This window comes from Chthonomonas sp. (assembly GCF_035294505.1).
In the GTDB taxonomy this organism is placed as follows: domain Bacteria; phylum Armatimonadota; class Chthonomonadetes; order Chthonomonadales; family Chthonomonadaceae; genus Chthonomonas.
In genome coordinates this window covers 1-22,416 of the sequence record NZ_DATGKU010000256.1, presented here as the reverse complement: position 1 = coordinate 22,416, position 22,416 = coordinate 1, and the positions used below count along the sequence as shown (strand labels likewise).

The 22,416-nt window shown below is 52.1% G+C and carries 17 protein-coding genes and 1 pseudogene; 13 read left to right on the top strand and 5 right to left on the bottom strand.

Features of this window, described 5'->3' with window-relative positions; translation table 11 throughout:
* The first annotated feature begins 251 nt into the window (after positions 1–251).
* The 7 genes from VKV18_RS15295 to VKV18_RS15265 all read left to right on the top strand — a co-directional run bounded on the left by VKV18_RS15295 (position 252) and on the right by VKV18_RS15265 (position 8,731).
* Positions 252–1,472 carry a tetratricopeptide repeat protein gene (locus tag VKV18_RS15295; RefSeq protein WP_324205048.1) on the top strand — a complete coding sequence of 407 codons (1,221 nt, stop codon included), beginning with the start codon at positions 252–254 and terminating at the stop codon, positions 1,470–1,472.
* A 314-nt stretch (positions 1,473–1,786) separates the two neighbouring features.
* On the top strand, positions 1,787–2,011 hold the full coding sequence (locus VKV18_RS15290) for a hypothetical protein (protein WP_324205047.1): 225 nt from the start codon (positions 1,787–1,789) through the stop codon (positions 2,009–2,011).
* Between the two features lie 92 nt (positions 2,012–2,103).
* Positions 2,104–2,895 carry a DUF1559 domain-containing protein gene (locus tag VKV18_RS15285; RefSeq protein ID WP_324205046.1) on the top strand — a complete coding sequence of 264 codons (792 nt, stop codon included), beginning with the start codon at positions 2,104–2,106 and terminating at the stop codon, positions 2,893–2,895.
* Between the two features lie 5 nt (positions 2,896–2,900).
* Positions 2,901–4,070 carry a tetratricopeptide repeat protein gene (locus tag VKV18_RS15280; protein ID WP_324205045.1) on the top strand — a complete coding sequence of 390 codons (1,170 nt, stop codon included), beginning with the start codon at positions 2,901–2,903 and terminating at the stop codon, positions 4,068–4,070.
* Entirely contained in the window at positions 4,067–5,836 is a 1,770-nt protein-coding gene (locus tag VKV18_RS15275; RefSeq protein ID WP_324205044.1) for a CRTAC1 family protein, read from the top strand. The genes VKV18_RS15280 and VKV18_RS15275 overlap by 4 nt, the downstream gene beginning before the upstream one ends.
* Positions 5,833–7,011 carry a hypothetical protein gene (locus tag VKV18_RS15270; protein WP_324205043.1) on the top strand — a complete coding sequence of 393 codons (1,179 nt, stop codon included), beginning with the start codon at positions 5,833–5,835 and terminating at the stop codon, positions 7,009–7,011. Before VKV18_RS15275 ends, VKV18_RS15270 begins: the two co-directional genes overlap by 4 nt.
* A 235-nt stretch (positions 7,012–7,246) precedes the next feature.
* Positions 7,247–8,731: a CRTAC1 family protein gene (locus VKV18_RS15265; RefSeq protein WP_324205042.1), complete on the top strand. Its 1,485-nt coding sequence runs from the start codon at positions 7,247–7,249 to the stop codon at positions 8,729–8,731.
* Between the two features lie 140 nt (positions 8,732–8,871).
* Here the strand turns inward: VKV18_RS15265 and VKV18_RS15960 are convergent.
* Both VKV18_RS15960 and VKV18_RS15260 read right to left on the bottom strand, forming a co-directional pair.
* Positions 8,872–8,967, bottom strand: a pseudogene (locus tag VKV18_RS15960) (hypothetical protein); the annotation flags it as partial.
* 35 nt (positions 8,968–9,002) lie between these two features.
* Positions 9,003–9,917 (bottom strand): RNA-guided endonuclease InsQ/TnpB family protein, encoded by a 915-nt coding sequence (locus VKV18_RS15260; protein ID WP_324205041.1) that lies wholly within the window; start codon positions 9,915–9,917, stop codon positions 9,003–9,005.
* 128 nt (positions 9,918–10,045) lie between these two features.
* Between VKV18_RS15260 and VKV18_RS15255 the strand changes: the two genes are divergently transcribed.
* The 3 genes from VKV18_RS15255 to VKV18_RS15245 all read left to right on the top strand — a co-directional run bounded on the left by VKV18_RS15255 (position 10,046) and on the right by VKV18_RS15245 (position 12,983).
* Positions 10,046–11,236, top strand: coding sequence for a tetratricopeptide repeat protein (locus VKV18_RS15255; RefSeq protein WP_324205040.1), 1,191 nt, complete (start codon positions 10,046–10,048; stop codon positions 11,234–11,236).
* 84 nt (positions 11,237–11,320) lie between these two features.
* Entirely contained in the window at positions 11,321–11,971 is a 651-nt protein-coding gene (locus tag VKV18_RS15250; RefSeq protein WP_324205039.1) for a zinc ribbon domain-containing protein, read from the top strand.
* A gap of 22 nt (positions 11,972–11,993) precedes the next feature.
* Positions 11,994–12,983: a M48 family metalloprotease gene (locus tag VKV18_RS15245; RefSeq protein ID WP_324205038.1), complete on the top strand. Its 990-nt coding sequence runs from the start codon at positions 11,994–11,996 to the stop codon at positions 12,981–12,983.
* A gap of 2 nt (positions 12,984–12,985) precedes the next feature.
* Here VKV18_RS15245 and VKV18_RS15240 read toward each other — a convergent pair whose 3' ends face one another.
* Positions 12,986–13,618: a hypothetical protein gene (locus VKV18_RS15240; RefSeq protein ID WP_324205037.1), complete on the bottom strand. Its 633-nt coding sequence runs from the start codon at positions 13,616–13,618 to the stop codon at positions 12,986–12,988.
* Between the two features lie 31 nt (positions 13,619–13,649).
* Positions 13,650–15,383: a CRTAC1 family protein gene (locus VKV18_RS15235; RefSeq protein WP_324205036.1), complete on the bottom strand. Its 1,734-nt coding sequence runs from the start codon at positions 15,381–15,383 to the stop codon at positions 13,650–13,652.
* A 303-nt stretch (positions 15,384–15,686) separates the two neighbouring features.
* Between VKV18_RS15235 and VKV18_RS15230 the strand changes: the two genes are divergently transcribed.
* Positions 15,687–16,097, top strand: coding sequence for a hypothetical protein (locus tag VKV18_RS15230; RefSeq protein ID WP_324205035.1), 411 nt, complete (start codon positions 15,687–15,689; stop codon positions 16,095–16,097).
* Positions 16,098–16,164: 67 nt separating this feature from the next.
* On the opposite strand, the gene VKV18_RS15225 is transcribed toward VKV18_RS15230, so the two are convergent.
* Positions 16,165–18,873, bottom strand: coding sequence for a VPS10 domain-containing protein (locus tag VKV18_RS15225; RefSeq protein ID WP_324205034.1), 2,709 nt, complete (start codon positions 18,871–18,873; stop codon positions 16,165–16,167).
* A gap of 504 nt (positions 18,874–19,377) precedes the next feature.
* On the opposite strand from VKV18_RS15225, the gene VKV18_RS15220 reads away from it, so the two are divergent.
* A complete protein-coding gene (locus tag VKV18_RS15220) occupies positions 19,378–20,016 on the top strand; it encodes a hypothetical protein (protein WP_324205033.1) in 639 nt (212 codons plus the stop codon).
* 420 nt (positions 20,017–20,436) lie between these two features.
* On the top strand, positions 20,437–22,416 hold a 1,980-nt coding region (locus tag VKV18_RS15215), incomplete at its 3' end, for a choice-of-anchor tandem repeat GloVer-containing protein (RefSeq protein ID WP_324205032.1).

Genomic DNA, 22,416 nt, shown 5'->3' with positions numbered 1-22,416 from the left:
TCTTGCCACAGGAACCCTGTCCAGAGCCACCAGTATCGCTAACTATTCATTCTGGACAAGGGTTCTTTATCCAGAGAACGTCTAGACTATCACCAGCCAGAGCAAATGATTTTCTTTCTTCTGCGCCGCTTTCTATGGGCTACAGTTGACAAATTAAAGGAAGGTAGGTTATAATATTGACATATAGAAAAAGATACGAATCCGTTTGAGTGTCCATACAGGCATACTTCCGCCGAGAGCGAAATTTTGAGATGGTCTCGATTCGGTTAGGACATAGAAAAGCGCCCACACCGGCGACAAGAGCGCTGCTCGTAGGAGGTTTTCTTATCCTGCTCCTTGCAGCGATTCGCTTAGAAACTGGTTACCTCGCTAACCGGCGCTACTTTAAGACCATCAACAGTGGGATCGACGCATTGCATCAACAGCGTCTAGCCGACGCGGAACATGCCTGGTTACAGGCTCTTATCCAAAATCCAATGCGCCCCGAAGCCTATCAACTCTTATCCCACCTCTACCTCCAAACGGGGCATCCTGAACAAGCCATCCCTCTCTTAAGTCATCTTTACGCCCTTGCCCCTACCACGCCCCATGTACTCTGCTATCTTGCCGAGGCCTACGCGCTAACCGGACAGGAACAGAAGTTGTTCGAAACCGCTCGCAAAGCGGTGAGCGTGGAACCCGATTGCCCACGAGCGCATGCTCTACTCGGCATCGCCTACGGCAATCAACAGGATCACAAAGAGGCAATTTCAGAGCTGAGTCGAGCCGCAGCATTGGCACCAAACGATGTAAAGATCGCGACCTCTTTAGCGCAAGCCCAGCTCGATGATGCCGATCTCGACGGTGCAGCAAGCACTATTCGCGGCGTTATTAAACGCAATCCTAACTATCCGACAGCCTATTACGTGCTTGGGTGGGACTATGCTCGTCGATCACCGACTCCATCGAACCTTCAAACGGCCATCCAAGCCTTTGAAAAACTCCAACAACTCGATCCATCTCGTACCGACGCTCAAGAGGAACTGGGACGTCTCTATCTCCTAAGTGGGAATAACCAAAAAGCGATCGCTGTGCTCCATAAGGCTTGGCTCCAAGGCGATCACTCTGCGGAATGTGCCTATAACCTCGCCACTGCCTACCGCAACCTTGGCGACCGTTCAAAGGCAAGCGCTATGCTTCAACAATATCTGCGTATAAGTAACCTTACGGCTCGCTACAACACGCTTCTCAAGCGCGTGGTAGCACGGCCTAACGATATTGCCACCGCTATCGCCTTAGCCCAAACTGAGGCGGAGATGGGGAATCATAAAAAGGCAGTTACGATCATGAACTCCGTACTACAAACAGCACCGACAAATCCGCTAGCCCTGAAAGCTGCAGTCGAGATATACCAGGATGCTGGTGATCATGAAACTGCACAACTCTACCAAGCACGTCTTCGCTCTTTAACTTCGGGAGATTCACACAAATGAAAACACAGGTGAATCCGCTACTAGCCATCGTTATCGTTATTATTGCAATTGGTGTCGCTGCACTCATACTTTATCGGGCCACAGAAGCCCCCTTAGGCGGAATTCCGCTCCATAATTCGGCACGTCCAGGCCCTTCACCACAACAGCAATCCGCCTCTTCGCCAAAACAGAAAGCTTCTGTATCCCCTACCAAAGTTCCTAAAGAGAAGAGGTCATCTTCTCTAAATAATGAGGTCTCCTCCCCCCACGGTCAGGACACAAAATAAAAGCTATCTAGACATATACATTTAATTCGTCAAAGGAGAAAGCAGGCTATGGATGAAGTACAGAAGAAGAGGTTGGGTTTCGCTATAGCGTTCCTTGTCATAGCTCTTCTGCTTGCCTACTGGGGCATCCGCTGGAGTAGTTTCATGTGGCAAAAACCCCAAAAACCGCAGCTGCCCCCTCAAGCACGTTCAACTTATCAGATGATGGAGAACGGAAATAGTGCCTCCATCTCGAATTCACCTTATGCGCATATGGGAGGAGGTGGTCAATAAGAAAATCTTTGTCATGAGGCTTCTCTCGTTAGGATGAAGAGATTTACAACACATTTAAATACAACGCTTAATTTCTAGAAGGAGGTTTAAAAGTGTTAAGAAAATCGTCTGCATTTACACTCATAGAGCTGCTTGTCGTCATCGCTATTATAGCGATTTTGGCAGCCATCCTGTTTCCTGTGTTTGCACAGGCCCGTGAGTCGGCCCGTATAGCAACCTGTCTATCCAACCTCAAGCAGATCGCCTTGGGCATGGAGATGTACGCACAGGACTACGATGAGACGTTTCCCGGCAGCCGCATCGTTCGTCTGCCCGGTAATGTAGATGGAGATCCGGTTAATGGCCATATTATCGGCTACAAAACGGTCACCTTCCCCTACATTAAAAACTATCAGATATGGCAGTGCCCATCGAATCCGAATCGTAATATTCCTACCGAGGAAAACGACAAGAACTTCATGACCTCCTATGCCTCCAATGGAGTTCTGATATACGATCAAACTGGACCCAAAATGGCTTCCCTGGACCATCCCGCCGAAGAAGTCATGATGCTCGAATCGCTCTGGCAAGATAATGACCTCGGTGACTGGGTCGCCCATATCAATAACCCTCCTGCTTGCCAGTGGGGCACAGGCTTCTTCCAGCATCGCGGTTCAATCAATCCTGGGAGCAACGATCCGACACAAGTAAAGCCGAATGGCGGTATGGGCAACTGGGCATTCTTCGATGGGCATGTAAAGGCGGAGAAGTTTGCAGCTGTCTTTCTACCCAAAGGCCCCGCAGGTGGACCTCAGTATAATAGTTTCGGGCGCGAAATCGCCTCGGGTGACTGGGGTCAACAAACGGGCGATACCGATGCTAATCTTTGCCCACTCTATAAGTAGTTGCGATGCGTACGGCATCTATGCCGCATAAATTCGTTATCCATGCCCGCTATATTCTGCTTATAGCGGGCATGGTGGGTTTATTGTTTGGCATATGGCTTGAATTACGACCTTCATCTGCTGCGTTTGAATATCAACGAGGCCGCAACCTCGAAGAGATCGGGATGATGCCACAGGCACAACGGGCTTACCTAGTCGCGATTCGTCGAGATCCTCGCTATCCACCCCCCTATCGTGCTTTAGCGGAAATGGCTATGCGCGAAAATAATAATCTTGTAGCTATAGATTTTTGGCATAAATACCTTGAGCTTATGCCCACAGCAAAACATGCTTGGTGTCGCCTTGCCGAAGCAGAAGCCCTCGTCGGCCTGGAGGTGTCGGCAGAGCGCGACGCGCAGCATGAGCTAAAATTAGACCCCAACTGCCCACGTGCCCATCTGTGCCTCGGCATCTTGGCCGCAAAGCGTAATGATGCGCTATCTGCCATTCAACACCTTCATGTCGCCTCGCGGGCCTATTCCAACGACCCACAGATACAACTCACTTACGCCAAAGTTTTAGCACTCACAGGCGACTATAATCAAGCTCAACAGGTGCTGCTGCATATTTTGCAACTGACCAAAGTACATCCCGAACCTTATTACTGGTTAGGCTATATCTATGCGCGCCGCTCTGCGGCCCCTTCAAGCCAACAACAGGCCGAACAGTATCTCCTGAAGGCATTGCTCTTGAACCCTTACTACCCCGAAGCGAACTTTGAACTCGGCCGTCTCTATTTTAACGAACATCGTCTAAAGGTGGCTCTTCCCTACCTCCAAAAAGCGATTCGGGAAAAGCCCCATTACATCGCCGCCCTCTACACCCTCGCACAAGCCCAGCTCATGCTGGGTGATAAAAAGGATGCCAAGACAACCCTCGCTGAATATCAGCGTGAAAGCATGTTACAAGCAGAAGAGACCTCCCTGCTACGACGCTACTCTACCGATCGGCAAAATGTGCCTCTCCTCCTTCAGCTGGGCCGTCTCGAAATTCAACGCAACGAGCCAAAGGCGGCACTGCTCTTTCTCCGTACAGCCGATAATTTGAAACCACATGATCCTGAAATTCAAAAGGCCCTTTCCCAAGCCCTATCCCTGCAACGCAAAACGCAGGCCTATTCAGGTACTTCCTTATGAAGCACATACTTAGCCGTCGCGATCTTTTTCTCGGCCTTCTTGCTACTCTCACCGGCTGCCGAACGCTCTCTTTAAACGATCAACATCCTCTCTCCGACAGCGATCCAGTGCGCCCGGTTAAACAGAACCTACTCTTTCGGAATGTTGCGTCGCAGGTCGGCATACATTTTATCGAAACCAACGGGGCCCGTGGAAAATTCGCCTTTATTGAGACAACCCCTGGCGGCTGCGCCTTTTTGGACTATAACAACGACGGACTTCTTGACATCTTCCTAGTACAGTCGGGCACACCACCTGGACAGTCCAGCTCAGGGCCACGACCTCGCTGTGCCCTCTATCGCAACAACGGAGATGGAACCTTTACCGATGTTAGCTTAGAGGCCGGGCTTGATTTTGACCAAGGCTATGCTCAGGGCGTTGCCGTAGGAGACTTCGATAACGACGGCTATCCAGATATCTTCATCACCGGCTACAATGGATGCTTTCTGCTGCAAAACAATCGCAAAGGAGGTTTCCAGGATGTCACGGAACGCGCCGGTGTAGGTGAACGCGGTAAAAATCGCTGGGCCACCTCCGCAGCCTTCGGTGACTACGATAATGATGGCAATCTTGACCTTATCGTGCTTCATTATGTGCCTTGGACCCCCTCTACCGATATTGTCTGCAAAGACGATAAGGGTCGCCGTGATTACTGCTCTCCTGAGGTCTATACCACAGAAACACCCACGCTATATCACAATAACGGGGATGGCACTTTTACCGATGTAACCAAGCAAGCCGGTCTCGATGCACTTCAATGCCGAGGGCTTGGTGTCGTTTGGCTAGACTACGATCACGACGGACGGGAAGATATCTATATCGCTAACGATCTCATGCCGAACGTTCTCCTTCACAATGAAGGAAACGGCCGTTTCCGCAATGTCGCCCTACAAGCAGGGGTAGCTGCAGGAACGGATGGACGCATTCTGTCCGGCATGGGCATTGCTGTGGGAGATTACACGAATGAAGGCTGGGAGAGTCTCGTTGTTACCAATTTTTCCGGCCAACCCAATTCGGTATATCGTGCCACTTCTTTGGGCTATTTCGAGGATGCAACCTATCAATCCGGCATTGGATCGGCAACCCTCAACACCCTTGCTTTTGGCGTCGAGTTCATTGATTATGACCGCGATGGATGGAAAGACTTAATAGTAGGCAATGGTCATATTGACCCTCTCATTGCCGATCGTGCGCCCGGGGTTACCTATGCCGAACCTAAACAACTATTTCATAATTTAGGGAATGGAACGTTCGAGCTCGTCACTCAGGGAGTAGACGATCTCGACGTTCCAATGGTCACTCGTGGTCTCGCCGTGGGCGACTATGATAACGATGGCAAGTTAGACATCTTGGTAAATAACCACAATGCTCCTGCCCAGCTCTTTCACAACGAAAGCAAAGACACGAATCACTGGATTACATTGCGGCTGGAGGGCACACGCACGAATCGAGATGGAGCCGGCTCGCTGGTGTGGGTAACCGCCTCAGGCAAACGCTATTTTGCCGAATGTCGTCTTAGTAGCAGCTACGCTTCAAGCAGCGATAAACGTCTTTTCTTTGGACTAGGCGCCGCGACCAGAGTAGAAACAATTGAAATCCGATGGCTCAGTGGCCAGCGTCAGATTATTCACGGCCCCCTAGCGGTAGACCGCTTCTATTGGCTGCGTGAGGGAGATGCCATCCGACCCGATCCCCGAGTATACACCCACCAACGAGGACAGAGATGAAGGAGAGCCATCGTTCCCTCTCTCACGGTGTTCTCGTCTTGAGCACAGTAGTTCTGCTTTTTCTAATCATCAGAAAAGCTGCTCGGCAGACACCGTTACAAGCCGTTACAAATCTACCAGATAGTTTGGTCCTAGCGGTGCTGCCCAGTGCCGTCTATACTGCCGACCTAAGTAGCCCAGGTAAGTTTCTTATCCATTGTCTCACATTGAAACAGTCTAAGCTCCAAACACTCGCGACACTACAGGGCAATGTTACCCCAATATATTCTGGAAATAACATGCTGTATGCGCTCCACTTCCCCGCAACAACGCCTACTTGTCCGTCCGCAAAAATCATCGCGATCTCGCTTCAAAATGGTAAAATAGAATTACTACTATCGAATTTTAATCCGATTATCTCCTTAAGCCATGAACAGCTTTATCCTGTCGCAGCAACTGACCATGCCATCTATTGGTTAACATCACAAGCACCCGCTGCAAAACATCGATTCGCTCTCATGCGTATGAACCTGCCCAGCCGGAAAGTGGATGAATTGGTACAAAATATTCCAAATGCTCGCCAGATATTTTGCTTGTCGCCCTACATCTGCATTTTACAGGAATGGCCTACTCACCAAACTCGAACGGTTATTCAACGTACTGCAAGCCGTATCCCTATTTTTCGTAACACCCTTTGTCTTTTTGATCACAAGGGGAAAGCCATAGGACAAATTGATAACTACAATAGCCAATACCCCCCTGTGGTATACCAAGGCAACTTTTATTGGGTTCAAAATATATTTGCACTGTGGAACAACTCTACCTTTCCCGATCATTATCGCATCGTCTATACGAATCTGTCCGGCAAACCGATACATGTACTGGAGGAGTTACCGGCTGTTGGCAATGCCCCTCTACAGCTCTACGTTTACGGCTCCGACCTTTACATGGCTCAATCTAACACACTAGGTGCGACACGTATATGGCGCTATATGCCCCAACCTGCCAGTTTTGAACTACTTTTCCAAATCAATACGCATACAACGAGCCAACTCCTTTTCCAAGGTCCCAACTGCTATTTTGTTCAATGCACCAATCATACCAACTGGTTTAATTGGTCTCATAGCGCGCTCTATGGGCAGCCCAAATTCACGCTCTATCGCTTTCCCTTGAACCGTGAAAATGGCCACTCATAACCACATGAATATATCGCAATTGATAAAGCAACTTGCTCGACATAAGCCATCTCGCCGTAGCCTGCTGAAATACGGCCTGTGCTCTACCCTCTGTTCACTCGTGTCGAGTTGCCGACCCTCTCGCCCATTCACCGACCCATTTAGGCAAACATCCCAGCAACCCCCTTTCCGTCTACTCGACCGTGCCCGCGATGTCGGTATTCACTTTCAACTAAGCCATCATGAACGTTCGCCCTTGAATATTCTAGACACCGCCGGATGTGGCTGTGCCTTTCTCGATTTTGATAATGATGGCTTTCTCGATGTTCTCCTTGTTGGTCAACCCCACTGCGCCCTCTATCAAAACAATAGGAACGGCACTTTTAGAGAATGTACAAAAGAAGCTGGCCTTACCATGGAAGGAATGTTCATGGGAGTTGCCGTAGGCGACTATGATAACGACGGCTGGCCAGACGTCTTCTTAACAGGCTACGGTCGCAACGTGCTCTTACATAACCATGAAGGCTATTTTGAAGACGCAACCCATGGATCAGGGCTAGAAGCGGCCAGCCCTTACGACTGGGCGACAAGCGCAACCTTCACCGATCTGGATCGAGATGGAGTGCTTGAATTAGTCGTCGGACACTACGTCACCTTTACCCCGCACTCCCTACAAACATGCCGCTACGGTAGCGTTCAAGCCGCTTGCCCTCCTTTCTACTATGATCCACAATTTATTCGCGTGTTTCGATACAACCATGATAATAAATTTACCGATGTCACACGAAGGTGGGGCTTTGATAAAGGCCATGGCAACAATCTTGGCGTAGCAGCCGCAGATTATGATAACGATGGTTGGCAGGACCTCTATGTTGCTAACGACGGCCTCGCTGCCGACCTCTGGCATAATCGTCATACCGGCTTTGAAAACGTGGGATTGCTCTCCGGAACCGCTTACGATGCCAACGGAAATCCTCAGGCGGGTATGGGCGTAGATTGGGGCGACTATGATAACGATGGCTATCTCGATCTGATTGTAGCCACATTCCAGGATCAGCCCCGTGCTCTCTATCACAATGAAGGCAATGGGCTGTTTAAATTCGTAAGTTACGCTGCCGGCCTTGCAGATACCACCCAACGCCTTGCCTTTGGAGCGGCATGGGCCGACTTCGACCTCGACGGGTGGCTTGACCTTCTCTTCACCAACGGACATGTGCAAGATACAATCTATCAGTTTCATCCCCCGGCAACCTATCGGCAAACCATGCAAGCTTTTCAAAATCGCCATGATGGCACCTTCTGTGATATCTCCAGCGAAGTAGGTCCTGCTTTCTTGCAACCTATTGTAGGGCGCGGCCTTGCCATAGGAGATTACGACAACGATGGCAAACCCGATGCCTTAGTGGTCAACCTGGAAGGCCATGCTCTTCTGCTGCATAATGAAACACCTACGTCGAATCGCTGGTTAGGACTTAAGCTGGTTGGAACCAAAAGCAATCGTGACGCTATTGGAACACGTCTCTATCTGGAAGCGGGTGGCACAAGACAAATGCGCGAGGTTCAAACCGGCAGAAGCTATCTTAGCGCATGCGATCCACGAGTCCTTTTTGGGTTAGGCACTCACAATGGGACGCCGGTGAAGCTCTCCGTCCACTGGCCCAGCGGGAAAGTAGACAATATTTCTATATCCAGGTTTAATCGCTATATCACGATTCGAGAAGATACCGGTTTGGAAGAGTAAACTACCGCTGCCTAAAGACAGCAGCTTTGCTCTGGTGCTACCGATGGCCACTTGAGGCAACATCGGTATCCGGCAGTACGGCCGGTTTACGGCGGCCCAACAGACAATATTGCCCGCCGCAATCCCATCCGCCAGGAATGTCACCTCGAAAGCGAAGCTGAGAGGCCTTCGGAGCCGCAGGATGTGCACACAAACGAAGACTGTGTTCTACGGTTCTCTTTCGCACAATGCCCACAGTTCGGACAAGTGCGAGAGGTATTACGAGGGTCAACTAGTGGACAGGAACCCCTTTCAACACAGCCTTATAGGCGATAAATGCACGAGGGGAAGGGCGTCGGCCTTGAAGCTGAGCAAAAGACCAAGAGTGGAGGGTTGCGCGCTGAGACCGGCAAGCCTTCATCCGCGTGCGAATATGGGTGAGGTCTTCCAACGCAATCGCACGCTTCGTGCATTCGGCCTTCGCAACCATCCGTTTGGAAAGACAATGGTTAACGTAAGTAGCGAACCGACGTTCCTTGCCGGACAGCTTTTTCAAACGACGCCGGGCACCCAACGTCCCCTTGCGTTGCAGTTTCTGACGCAAGCGCCGATGCCTGTGACGAACGTTCTTCATCGCTTTGCCGGAATAAACTTCTCCATCGCTATCGGTGGCGATGTTGGTGACGCCCAGGTCAACACCAAGCACACCCTCAGCCTCAAAAGGTTGGGGAGTTTGGACTTCGCAGGAGGCATAAAGGTACCAGGAGCCGTTGGAGAACACCAGGTCGGTTTCTCCTCGTCGGTAGGCAAGCAACATCTGCTGCCTGTCACCACATATGAAGGGGATGGTCTGTCTGCCCTCAAGTGTCCAAATCGAGACAAGGGCGTCGGAGAGAGCAAACGAGAGAATACGGTCATCATAGGCAACGGAGCCGTGAGGTTTAAAGACAGGCTTGGTGTTTGTGTCGTGTTGATAGGCCTCGGCAACTTTGGCGATACAGCGCACGACCACCTGAGCCGACAGAGGGAAGGTTTTCCTCACGGAACGATAAGTCAGCCGGTGGAGGGGAAACTGCCGAAAGGTCTGTGTTTTCCAGGCGACTTGACTGATAGCGTTGCAGACGGCATTAGCCGTCTCAAGGGTGCGTCGGAGTGCGTCGGCTTGTTGCGGTGTGGGCAGCAGTTTGAGTTGGACGGTCAGTCGCATTCCGGTTGTCTTTTTCGCGTATACATCAGTATATCCAATTATTCGCTAACTATCCATCGAACGAAAGGAGGTTTGTCGCGCGTTTCCTCTGTCGTCTTTAGGCGACAGTCTCCGCGCCTAAACGTTTGATGAAACGTGCGCTATTTGCTTTTGCCATCATTCTAATCGGACTTGGAGGGTTAGCTACCCTGTTGTTCTTCTCCGATTTCGGACACCGATTTTGGCTTCATCATCTTTCGCTCCCTTCGCTTCTCCGCTACACCATTCGTCATGAAAACGATCCTGATGCTTTCGTAGAGCTTGCCGCCCGCATGGAGATCGAAGGGCATTATGAGGAGGCCCTTCAAGACTATATCCATGCTACCCAACTGCAGTCGGCCAACAAAACCGCATGGCTTGGTGCAGTTCGTTGTGCACAACGGACTCGCGACATGAGCAACGCCTTTGCTCTTGCCACACAGATGACACAAGCGCTGCCTCGCTCCTCGGCCGCATGGTCAACTCTTGCCGATCTCTATTTACAAACCGGCGACCGGATAAAAGCCATAGATGCATTTCGACATGCTCTATCGCTGAATCCACACGACGCAGAAGCCCAGTATGGTCTCTCAAAAGCGCTTTTCCAACAGGGCGATCTCCAGCACGCTCTCTCCGCTGCCCAAAAGGCTGTGGCGTTGTCCACTAACCGTCTCTCGTATCTTCTTAACCTCGCTACCATCCTTCAGCAGATGGGGCGTTTCACAGAGGCCAAAACCGTGCTTCAAAAAGCTCACCACCTTTCCCCACACAATCCAGAAGTCCTAGCTGCAGAAGGCACGCTCCTTGCTATCTCATCTACGTCTCCTACTCAACAAGAGACAGCGATAAGGCTGCTTAAAGCAGCTATTGAGCGATTGAACGACCCGAAGACGGCCTACGCTGCCTCCTATCAGCTCGGGCAGCTATATCTTCTCACGAACAAACTGCCCGATGCCGAACAGGCATTTCGTCATGCCCTTCAATTAAATCCCAACGATACTCAAGCCCTCTTCGCACTGGGTCGAACTCTGGCATTAGAGGGAAAACCTTCCGAATCAAAAGCGACCTTAGAGCGGTTCTACAAGGAGAGCCAATTTCGCTTAAAACTTTCGCAGCTGCTAATGCGCATCGGGCGTCAACCTAATAGCGCCCTCCTCTGGAATCGTTTGGCACTTCTCTACGCCTCCCATCATAATTGGACGGAGGCCCAACTAGCCGCACAACGCAGCCTACAGCTGCAGCCCCATCAGCCGGAACTAAAGCAGCTGACTAAAATATGGCCTGCTATATCTGCACCGTGAGCGTCCAAAACAAAAACGCTGAAACCTCGTCCGTACCCTCTCCGTACGGTATGCTATAGAAACAGAATGAAGAAGGGAACTGCTATGAGAAAGCGAGGCCGCCGAGCACGCTACGCTTATGAAGCACGTGCCTCCCGAAACGAAGAGCCTATAGAAATCGCCTCTCTCATTGAAGGCCTGCAATCTTTGCTCGCTCCTGAGGAACATCTTCTCGGCTACACGAGAGCCTGGATCGCAGGGGGATTGAGGGGAAAACTCTACGTATGCCCTGAAGCCCTTTTTGCCGCCCTCGTGAATGTGGGACTTACCGATCAGAATCTGCTCATCCAACACGTCAACATCGCCGATGGAAAACCTTCTAAGCTTTCGCCCCATCGCTATCCCCTAACGGATATTCTTCACATACAGTTTGTTAAAAGCGAAACCTTTGGAGGTACCCCTGCAGGACGGCTTACCGTACAAATTGCCGACAACCTTTGCCTGCGTTTTCGCGTGTGGGGCTTCTTTAATGTAAAAGAGGCGCAATCGCTGGCCAAAGTCTTTCAAGCCTTTAGCGCCCAACAACGCCACGAAGAGCCGCCTCTATGGCATGCCTGCGTCGCCTGTGGTGAAAAACTAGATCAGCCCTACCGCTTCTGTCCCTACTGCGGTCGGCCAAGCTCCCCAATGATCGCCTCAGACGAGGTCGCCCCTTCCCCCACAGACAGTCAAGAGCCGTCCCAACCCGGTGAATAGAATATCTTGAGGAGAACCCACGATGAGCACAACACCGAACACGGTTTTACCAGCGCGATTACGCTTTCCTGGTCTTTCAAGCACAGCCTATGAACATCCGGCAGACCGCGCAGCACTCGAAGCTTTGCGGGCCACGCCAGGACTAGACCGCCTTTTTCGTTGGCTTTCTGATATCGGGTTCGAGCGCTATGCCAGGCTGTTTTTTACAGCTGATAGCCTTCGCATCTCCCCCAAACAGTGCTCTCGTCTCTATAACGATCTGCGTGAAGCCTGTAGCATCCTCGATGTGCGCGAACCGGAGTTCTACCTCATTCAACACCCCTACCCCGTATCCTACGCCCTAGGCATGCAGCGGCATATCGTTGTTATCTCGTCTAGCCTCGTTGACCTTCTCAGCGACACCGAACGTCTCTTCGTCATCGGAAGGGAAATTGGCCACATCAAATCCGATCATATGCTCTACCGAACGATGGCGCTCGTTTTGGCCAGCCTGCTTGCAGCGAATAGCCCCTACCTCAATATTCCTGGGGAGCTCCTCGTTCGCACCCTCCTCTATACGCTCTTCGCCTGGTTCCGCAAGTCTGAACTATCGGCCGACAGAGCCGGCTTACTCGTTGTCCAAGACCCCGAAATCTGCGTCAATGCCATCTTAAAACGAGTTGCCGGTACCCAAAAACTGACCGACGACCTCGATTCCGCTGAATTCGTACGTCAGGCCGATCTGTTCGACGATATGGAAGATGATTTCCTCGGCCTCTACTACAAATTCAAGATGCTCCGTTTTAATCCTGAACCCTTCCCGGCTGTGCGTGCCCGCGAGGTGCTCGATTGGAGTCGCAGTCGCGAATATCAGAGGCTCCTCCGAGGGGAATACCCGTATGCGCGTAAAAAAGCGAGCGAACGGGTCTGCGAACAATGCGGGCACTCTGTTTCCAACGTCTCCTTTCGCTTTTGCCCGGAGTGTGGCTCGCCGCTGCCTCCCCTGCTGCCTGAATATCCTGAACCCATTTAGTCTTATTCATCATCGGGACTTAGTGTATCTATTTTGCCGTTGCGGCGGATAACAAGCGCATAGGTGTGACGCACCGGAGCGACCCAACGGTCTCTTTGTGCCTGATTGAAAGCACCGACAGGGGGTGGACGATGATATGCAGCCCAGTACACTCCCTCCTCATGAGAATAACAGACGACGAGAGGAGCGTTATCGCCCTCCTTTTTGATATCGTAAGCATTCATACTACTAGCCAGCCACCGAAAACCATAGCTCACGGGATAGACCCTCCGCCCAATAGCCACGGTTCCTACGGTAAAATGCACCCCCTTCTTAGCCCATCTCGCAACCGTTGGGCACACAAGTAGATTCGGGTCGGGAATATACTTTGGAATGAGAGCCTCCAGGGAAGGGGGTTCAGCCCCTTTGTGATCGGCGCGATACCGCTTCCAGGCATTGTAGAAGAGAAGGAGCCGTTGCTTACATGCGTCAATCTCCGGCCTTTCTAAGGCTATCTCGCGTTCAGCAGCGTTGCGCTCGGCATAAACTTTCACTAAGTGCGCAACAAGAAAATAGCCTCCGACAACGATGACCAGAACAAGAATGACCCACGGCGGAATCCGCTTTGACAGAACACCTAACAGCTTTTTCTTCATTTTGTATAATCCCTTTCTTAATATGGATTTGTTAGAAACTCTTAATAGATACTACCTCTGCTCGTGATGGGCATCCCTCTTTAATCGAATAGTACCTGTCTACTTCTAAAGGCCCTAAGTGCTGTTGTGCACCTGATAGCCAGCAAATCTCTACATCCTGCACCGTCTTAGCGGTTCCGACGCCAAACAGCAGACGTCGATCGCTTTGAGAACAGTAACTTGATGCGCCTCGCACCCACCGTGTTTGGGTTCGCCCTTCTGCGCGAATCGTTACCTTCGTTCCTATAGCATCTCGGTTGGTATGCGTTCCTTCTAGCCGAAAGCCTATCCAATGATGGTTCATCGCTCCCACATTGCGAAAAAGCGTAAGAGGCATGTTGGGACCGCTAACAAGAATATCAGGTCGGCCATCATTATTGTAGTCTCCCACAGCTAGTCCGCGCGTTACACGAGGTATTTGCAAATCTCCACCCAAAGAGGCATCCTCTTCAAAATGCCCATCCCCTCGATTGTGGAGCAAAATCTGGGGTTCCCGATACGTCACCCTACCATGATCCCCCAAAATGTCATTAATATGGCCGTTTCCCAACACCAGGTCTAAGCTTCCATCTAAGTCATAATCGAGGCATTCCAATCCAAACGTTAAATAGGGCTGATTGACACTTCCGACGCTTATGGGGTCCGACATAAAAGAGAAAGTGCCATCTCCATTGTTCCGAAGGTAAGACCGGGGTTGATGGCTAAAGTTGCCCACAAAAAGATCGGGTAATCCGTGGTTAGTGAGGTCGGCCGCCACAACGCCCATCCCTGACAAAGCCTCCCCCACAGGCCCTAAGGCAACCCCGGCTTGGGCCGCTACCTCCTTAAAACGCCCATTGTGCTGATTCTGTAATAGCCAGTTCGGCATCATGTCGTTAGTGACATAGAGATCGGGCCAGCCATCGTTGTCATAGTCCAAATCCACAACTCCTAAGGCTTTTCCAACAAGCTGGGCTAACCCCGCCTCCTTAGTGACATCCGTAAAGGTGCCATCTCGGTTGTTGTGGTAAAGAACGCAGGTATCTCCCAAATAGTCGGTAGGCAAACAGTACATTAGCCGCCCTTTGGCATCCGCACACGGCTCATCCATATCGGGAAACCAGGAGACATAATGACAAATAAAGAGATCAAGCCACCCATCTTTATCATAGTCAAACCAACAGGCGCTTGTTGCCCAGTGTGGCTCTCCCCTTTGTACAAGCCCTGCTTCCCGTGTTACCTCGTGAAAGTGCCCCCCATCGTTCCGAAATAGGTGAACACCGCCATAGGCCGTCACCAACAGCGCCGGCCAACCCGTATTCAGATAGTCCCCGACAGCTACTCCCTGCCCATACCCCATATCCACCGCGAGACCTACCTCTTCCGTCACATCCTCAAAGGTGCCATCCCCTCGATTCCGATAAAGCGCAGCCGGAGGGCGCGGCCTTGGCGCACTTCCAGGAGCTGGACCACCTTGTACTGCAAAAATATCGAGAAGTCCATCTCTATCGAAGTCGAGAAACGCACACCCCCCTCCCGTCGTCTCCACAAACCGATGGCGGGGGGAGGCATCATTATCGTAACGAAAATGCAGCCGAGCTTCTCTGGTGACGTCGCGAAACGGCCCTGGGTAATGAGATGGACGCACCGTTAAGCGCCATCGAATAAACCCAGCACAACTCGCTCCGATAGCGACTCCCAAGCCCCGCAGCACCTGTCGCCGTGTTACCAGAAGAGATATGCCCATTGTTTTAAAACGAGCTCGAGGCTCTCTGGCTGAAGAATGATTCTAGCTGTTACTTCTACATTCCGCCTCTTGCTTCCTGCAATCAACGGATAGCGGGGCGAACTCCTTCCCTTACTCGATGCGTCGTCTACTATAGAAGCGCATATTCCTGGACGAGTACCTTCGCAAATCAAGCGGCTAGCGGTCTTATCTCTACCGAAGGCCATTCTCTACCGCAACGAGTGCACTCTTCGGCCGCGGGCCGGTCTATATCCAGCCCGCATCGTTTACTCGAACGATACCAGATAAGGAGGTACTCGAAACGTGAAACGCACAAAAACAGCTGTCTTCTCCCTTTTGGGAGCGATAGCCGTTCTTGGAGGATTGGCCTACGCCCAAGATCAAAGTGGCTCGCCAGACCAAAATATGCCGCAGCAAACGGCAGCCTCTAAAAAGGTCGAGGCAATGGTCAAAAAGATCAAGGACGGAGACAACTACAAGTGCTGCATCAAAGGAAAGTGCGACTATTGCGCCGTGCACATGGGCATGTGCAACTGCGGCGACAACGCCGCCAATGGCAAGCCGGTTTGCATCAACTGCAAAGGGGGTTGGGACGCCGGCTTAGGAGCCGTCATGGGGAAAACCAACGACGATATCAAGCCTATCCCCCAAAATGGCGACGTCAAACCGGATATGCCCTCGGATAACGGCACAAATACCGACGACAACAAATAGCTTCGTTACCGATACTCCGATATTTCAGGGTCAAGAGCTTCCGGCTCTTGACCCTTTTTGCAAAACCCTACGGCCCAATCTCACTCTCCCCACCGCTGTCCGGATCGGTGTATGGCTCGTCCGTCTCCTCCTCCGAGAGCGCCGGGTTGCCCGTTATCGTCACTTTTTGCGACTGCTTGAACTTGCCGACCTGCAGCGTCACCGTATAGACACCAGGCTTCACAAACCGTGGCGGTGCTCCGCGTCGACCGGGGCCTCTTTCCTCCTCTTGCCTCTGCAACATATCCCAAACCAATGTTTGCACTCCCGGATAACGCTCTCCGAAAAGCCGCGCTACCTCCTGATTCTTCGCATCGGTTATCACGATAGTGGGGGTTGCATCCTCCAGAGTCGGCAGCCAAAACACGATGCGCACCCCTCGTGGAGGGTTAGGTGCCACGAAATCGTGTTGACCGCTGATCTCTGTGGTAAGCGTATACCGATACTCCAATGCAGGAGCTAGAGGAAAGAGAATGGGCTGATTCTCCTTGGGATTGGAAGCAACCGTTTCCAACGGCGCAATGTTGTCTAGTACCCATAAACTTCGGCCGTGCGTTGCTGCCACAAGCGCGTGATCGCGCGACTGAATGGCAAGATCGTCTACCGCCACGGTCGGTAAGTTGTCGCCCAGCTTTTGCCAATGTTGGCCGCGATCTAGGCTCACCCACGCGCCGAATTCCGTGCCGCAAAACAGCAGGTTCGGATTCACCGGGTCCTCCCTAAAAGCCTGGATCGGCCCCTCCTTAGGCAAATTTCCAACAAGGGAATGCCATGTCTTTCCATAGTCCTCTGTCACAAACAGGTAGGGGGCTAGGTCATCGCTCCGGTGCCCATCAATGGCCACATAAGCCCGCCCTGCCACAAACTGCGAAGCCACCACCCGTGACACCCAATAGTTTCTCACCTTTTCCGGTAAGTTGTTGGTCACGTTCTCCCATGTCTTCCCCTCATCTTGAGTGAGTTGCACGTTCCCGTCATCCGTTCCCACCCATATCAAGCCTCGCTGAATCGCCGAAGGCGAAATCGTGACGATCGTTCCGTAAATCTCAGCACCCGATCCGGTAGTCGTAATGTGCGGCCCCTCCTGCTTGGAGAGATCGGGGCTAATAACATCGTAATACTTACAGCCATCATAGAAACGAAACAGATGGTTTCCACCCATATAGACCACATCGTGGTCAAAAGGTGAGATGGCCAGCGGCGTGTTCCAGTTGAAACGATAATCCGGCTCCCCTTCAGGCGCTATCGGATGCATGCGTCGCAGAGTCATCGTGTGCCTATCCAATCGGTAGGCCTCCCCATTCTGCGACTCCGCATAGACAACCTGCGGATCGTCTGGGTCGGAAAGCACATAGAACCCATCCCCTGACGGGAAAGAAATCCAATCGCAATTGGTGATCCCGCGCTCATTGGTGGTGGCGCTCGGCCCCGTCCAACAACCGTTATCTTGTAGCCCCCCATAAACCCAAAACGGCTTTTGGTTATCTACACTCACTTCATAAAACTCACCCATAGGAAAGTTATTCACAAACTCCCAAGTGGAACCCCGATCGTGCGTCACATAGAGTCCCCCATCGGTGCCAAGCCACATATGCTCCGGATGTTGAGGGTCTATCCAAAGCGCATGAAGATCGGGATGAACTCCTGGCGAACCATAGCCGGGTATGGAAAAGTGCTTCCCGCCATCCTTCGATACCTCAAGCCCAAACCCACAGACATACACTCTGTTTGGATCGGTGGGGTCTACCCGAATCTGCCCGAAATAGAACCCACGTGGCACCGTGCTGTTGACCCGCTTCCAGGTCGCACCGGCATCGTCCGAGCGGAAAACGCCGCCAAAATTGCTGGTAGGGTCAAAAAGGTCTTTGGCCCCACCCTCGTTACAGGCAACGACGGCATAGACGATGTTCGGCTGGCTTGCACATACCGATAGGCCTATTCGTCCCACCTTCTCGGTAGGCAAACCCTTTGTGATCTTGTTCCACGTCTTCCCCCCGTCCGTAGAACGATAGATGCCCGAATCGGTGCTTTCATCGTAAAACCCCCAAGGAGTACGCAAACGACGATAGGCTGCTGCCAAAAGCACATCCCCACCCTTCCCGGCCAAGGCCACATCTATCACGCCGGTCTTCTCGTTGATGTAGAGAACTTTCTGCCAGGTTTTGCCGCCATCGGTGGTTTTGAAAAGCCCTCTCTCCGAGTTGTAGCCCCACAGACGTCCGGCCGCAGCAACATAAACGATGTTGGGGTTGTCAGGGTCTATAACAATGCGGCCTATCTCGCGTGTATCTTCTAACCCCATGTGCTGCCAGGTTTTTCCACCATCGGTAGACTTATAGACACCATCCCCCCAAGAAGAGCTGTTGCGTCCGTTGGCCTCCCCCGTGCCTACCCACACGATATTAGGGTCGGATGGCGCCACGGCTACCGCTCCTACCGATCCAACGGCCTCATGGTCGAAAATCGGCGTCCAGGTGTTCCCATCGTTGGTAGATTTGATAACCCCACCCGTGCCTAAAGCCACATAGATCGTGTAGGGGTCCTTGGGGTCTACTGCAATGTCCGCTATCCTTCCGCCCATCACCGCCGGGCCGATGCTGCGCCAATGCATGGTTTGTAGCACATCCGAAGAGAGACTGTGAGGCTCTTGGGCATGAACGATGCCTGAAGAGAGAAACAGGAGGTAAACCCACGAAAACCATAGATTCCATGAAAGAACACGTTTGAATGCGATCAAGGCGCTCACCTCAGAAGAGTAGGATTATCGGCTCCTATGACAGCGAGCCAACCGAAAAATAGAATACCCAACGTAAGGGAATTTCACAGAAAGTAGTCTTTAGGATAGGCTTGACACCCCTTTAGACGACCAACTAGATAGTTTGGTTAAGCACTCTCTTCTAACAACTCTTTCCACCAGCACATTTTTCTCAATGAAAACCTGCTCAAAATTTTTTTGCAACCTCTTGACAGGCGCATAAATCTTTGTTATCATCTTCTACAGATGTACCCTTCCGACGTCCACTCGACGCCTGGAACCGGTCCCCATCGGCAAAAGGGGCTTGCACAGGGTTCCATCCATAACCCTTCCCGTAAGCCCGTTCTATCGTCAGGGCCTCTTGTGAGGTCGAATGGCTTCCTTTCATAGGAAAGCCGGCTTCTAAAATTAGCACCTGCTACTTCCCTCCTCTAGCAGGGAAAGGAGAAATGACAGAGGACACGCCGACCGGTTCGTTCATTGGGAATGCGCTTGGCCAGTTTGGCCACAGCCGCCCTGTTCCTCTGGATGGGCGGAGGGCACCCGGCTAAGCCCGCCCCAACCAAACCAAACAAGTTCGTTCCGGCAGTGAACCTGGAAGAGCTTTATGACCAAGACATTGACAAGCGAAGGGAGTTTCATGGGCACTGGAAAGCCGGCAAGGACTATGCGCAGTGGCTCGATGACATCCACGGAGACGAGAGCACCCTGCACCGTTTTGCCTCTCCTGATGGGCGTTACGTGGCTGCTGTGGTTAGTGGGGAGGCTGACGCGGCTTATCTTGCCGTTTTTGCGAAGGAGGCATCGGGGGGCACATCGTCTCCCCCCTCCTTCAAGCTGACGATGACGGTTTCTGATGTGACGGCCTTGGTGTGGGAACCAGATGCGGGGCATCGTTTATGGTTCAGTTGCAGCGGTATCTACGGCCCGCCTATCATCGGTTTGTGGGAGGGGGGAGAACACTATCGTGTGTTGCGCCGTCTACCGGATAACGGAGATTACCAGTTCATTCTGCTTTCGATACGTGCGGACGGGAGGGAGGCTCGCTACAAGTCTATAGTAATGCCTCCAACATCAAAGCATGAGATCGAGCATTATGGTGTACTACGTTTATCTCATGTTTGAGGTCCATGAGGGAGTGCGTGGTCAGTGCAAGTTGGGGGGAGTTCTCTTCTGCCTTGCTTGGTTTTGTTAAGCTGCTAGTTCGAACTGTCCTAAAAGGGGGTCAGTTTGAACGTCAGCGATGTGCCTTTAGTGGACTAGATGGGAATGGTGAAGCCCTGAGGATACCGCATAGGTTCGCTAGGGGCGGGTTTCAAACCCGCCGAGGGGGCAGGTGTCAAACCTGCCCCTACGATCCCAAGAAGCCGTGTAGGTTTGACGGCTATGGCGTGTCATGATGTGTGCAGTTCCGACTGGGATACCAACTGGTAGTGTGTACGCGGTACTCCTTGGAGGGATGCGCTCAAATAGATGCTGCTTATCGAATACACCCAAGGATTACCTCTCAAGGAAATCCTTCCTCAGATGGGGAGTAAACGCCAGATGAGATCAACGATACAGTCTGTCTCCTTAATCGTCTTGGTGATATTTCTCCAAGTGCTGGGGCCTCCTAGTTATGGACGCATGTACGCGACACCCCCCTCTCCACTTTTGCGAAACCATCGGCTTCTATTTGCAGCACCATCAGGGTGGTCTGTGGCGATGGTGACCCAAGACAAGAAGCCCCTTAAAGTCTCCCCAACAGGCCAAATTCAAGCGCATCCCTTCTGGGATGTCGAGGGTATTCGCTGCTATTTCAAGAAAGCTGCCTCGAAACAGGTCGTTCCCATAGACCTGTTGGTAATTCCCGCTTGGTATCCAGAAGTAAATGGATTACCTGCCTTCTTGCCCAATCGTGTGCCGTTCAAGAGCGCTTCGGGTTTAGAGGGGTGGCTGAGCAGCGTGCGTTTGAAACATCATATTTTTGTTGATTATATAGGATACTTTGCTTGTCTTCTTTATTTGTATGTGCCTTCTTCACAGAGTGCTCTTATCTCTCTAGACCGTACCTACGGTACAGTTGTTCTTCTTGGATGCCACGAACCGGATACATGGCCGACCCCAATCTACCGTCCTCCAACGGCATCTCAGCAGGCTCTGCTTAGGCTCCTTGGGCACACTCTTCGAGTAGACCCTAAGTCGTTTCCTGCTCCCTCTTGGCTCCCTTCCTTCCTAGCAACACAGCCCAAGGGAAGCTTTTACTATACTCCACCCGTAGGTTTCTGGTTGGGGCAACAGCTTCGTCTTACAATTCCTGTAGGCTGGTATGTGGCAAAAGCTGCAGGAGAACACTCAGATGTAGAAGGAACGGAGGAAGCCCGATCCGGTTGGGAGAAGAACGTACCCAACCTTGTGGTCATGCCACAACAGAAAATAGGCAATTCACGACCGCAAATGGAGATCAGCTTTTGGGTTGCAGTGGGAAGTTACCAGGCCCGTCACAGCGGTTTGGGCTATCCATTTGTGACCCGGAGTGGACTATCAGGTTTTTTAGTTGCCGATGAACCCTCTATGCTCAGTACCATTCTGTACATTCCACAAGTGCGGATAGGCCGCTTGTATGAGGCCGATGTGCTTACTGTTACCTGCCAACTGCCCCAGGCTCCCAAGCTGGCTGCCGCTCTTCGACCCGTTGCCCTCGCCATCCTCGCCAGCGTTACCGTGATACCCCCCTCCAAACAGACCACTAAACCTAACCTCCCCTTCGACCCTGCCTTCCTCTACGACATCACCTTCGACCAACCCTTCCACCCTAATCCCCTCCTCTATGCCACCAACGGACGCCTCTATGCCTCCGCAACCTTCCATCGCTCCCAAAACCCCGGCTTTCTCTTCTCCCTCGCCCCCAACGGCACCGGCTTTCGTGTCCTTCACTCCTTCGCTCCCCTCCAACCCGACTTCTCCAACCAAGACGGAGCCTTCCCCTTCACTCCCCTCGCTCAAGATGCTCACGGAAACCTCTACGGCACCACCTCCACAGGAGGACCCGCCTGCGACGGCACCCTCTTCACCCTTGCCCCCGATGGCTCCCACTTCCACCTCCTTCATGCCTTCTCCGGCCCCGATGGCGCCCTGCCCTATGCCGGTGTCCTCCCCTCCAAAAACGGGTGGCTCTACGGAGTGACGGAGGAAGGGGGGCTGTACGGTAAAGGGGTGGTGTATCGGATAAGAGAGGATGGAACCGGCTTTCAGGTGTTGCATTCGTTTGGGGGGAAGGATGGAGCCTATCCGTTGTTGGTGGAGTTGGTAGAGGGGGAGGGCGGTTGGTTGTATGGGGTGACGAGTGGAGGGGGTGTTTATGGGAATGGGGTGGTGTTTGGGGTGAAGGAGGACGGGAGTGGATACAGGGTGTTGCATGAGTTTAGTGCAGAGGACGGTTTGGGGCGGAATGGGGATGGGAGCCATCCTTATGGTGGTTTGGTGTTAGGTTTAGGGGGTTGGTTATATGGGGAGACGTATGGGGGTGGTGGTTATGGGATGGGA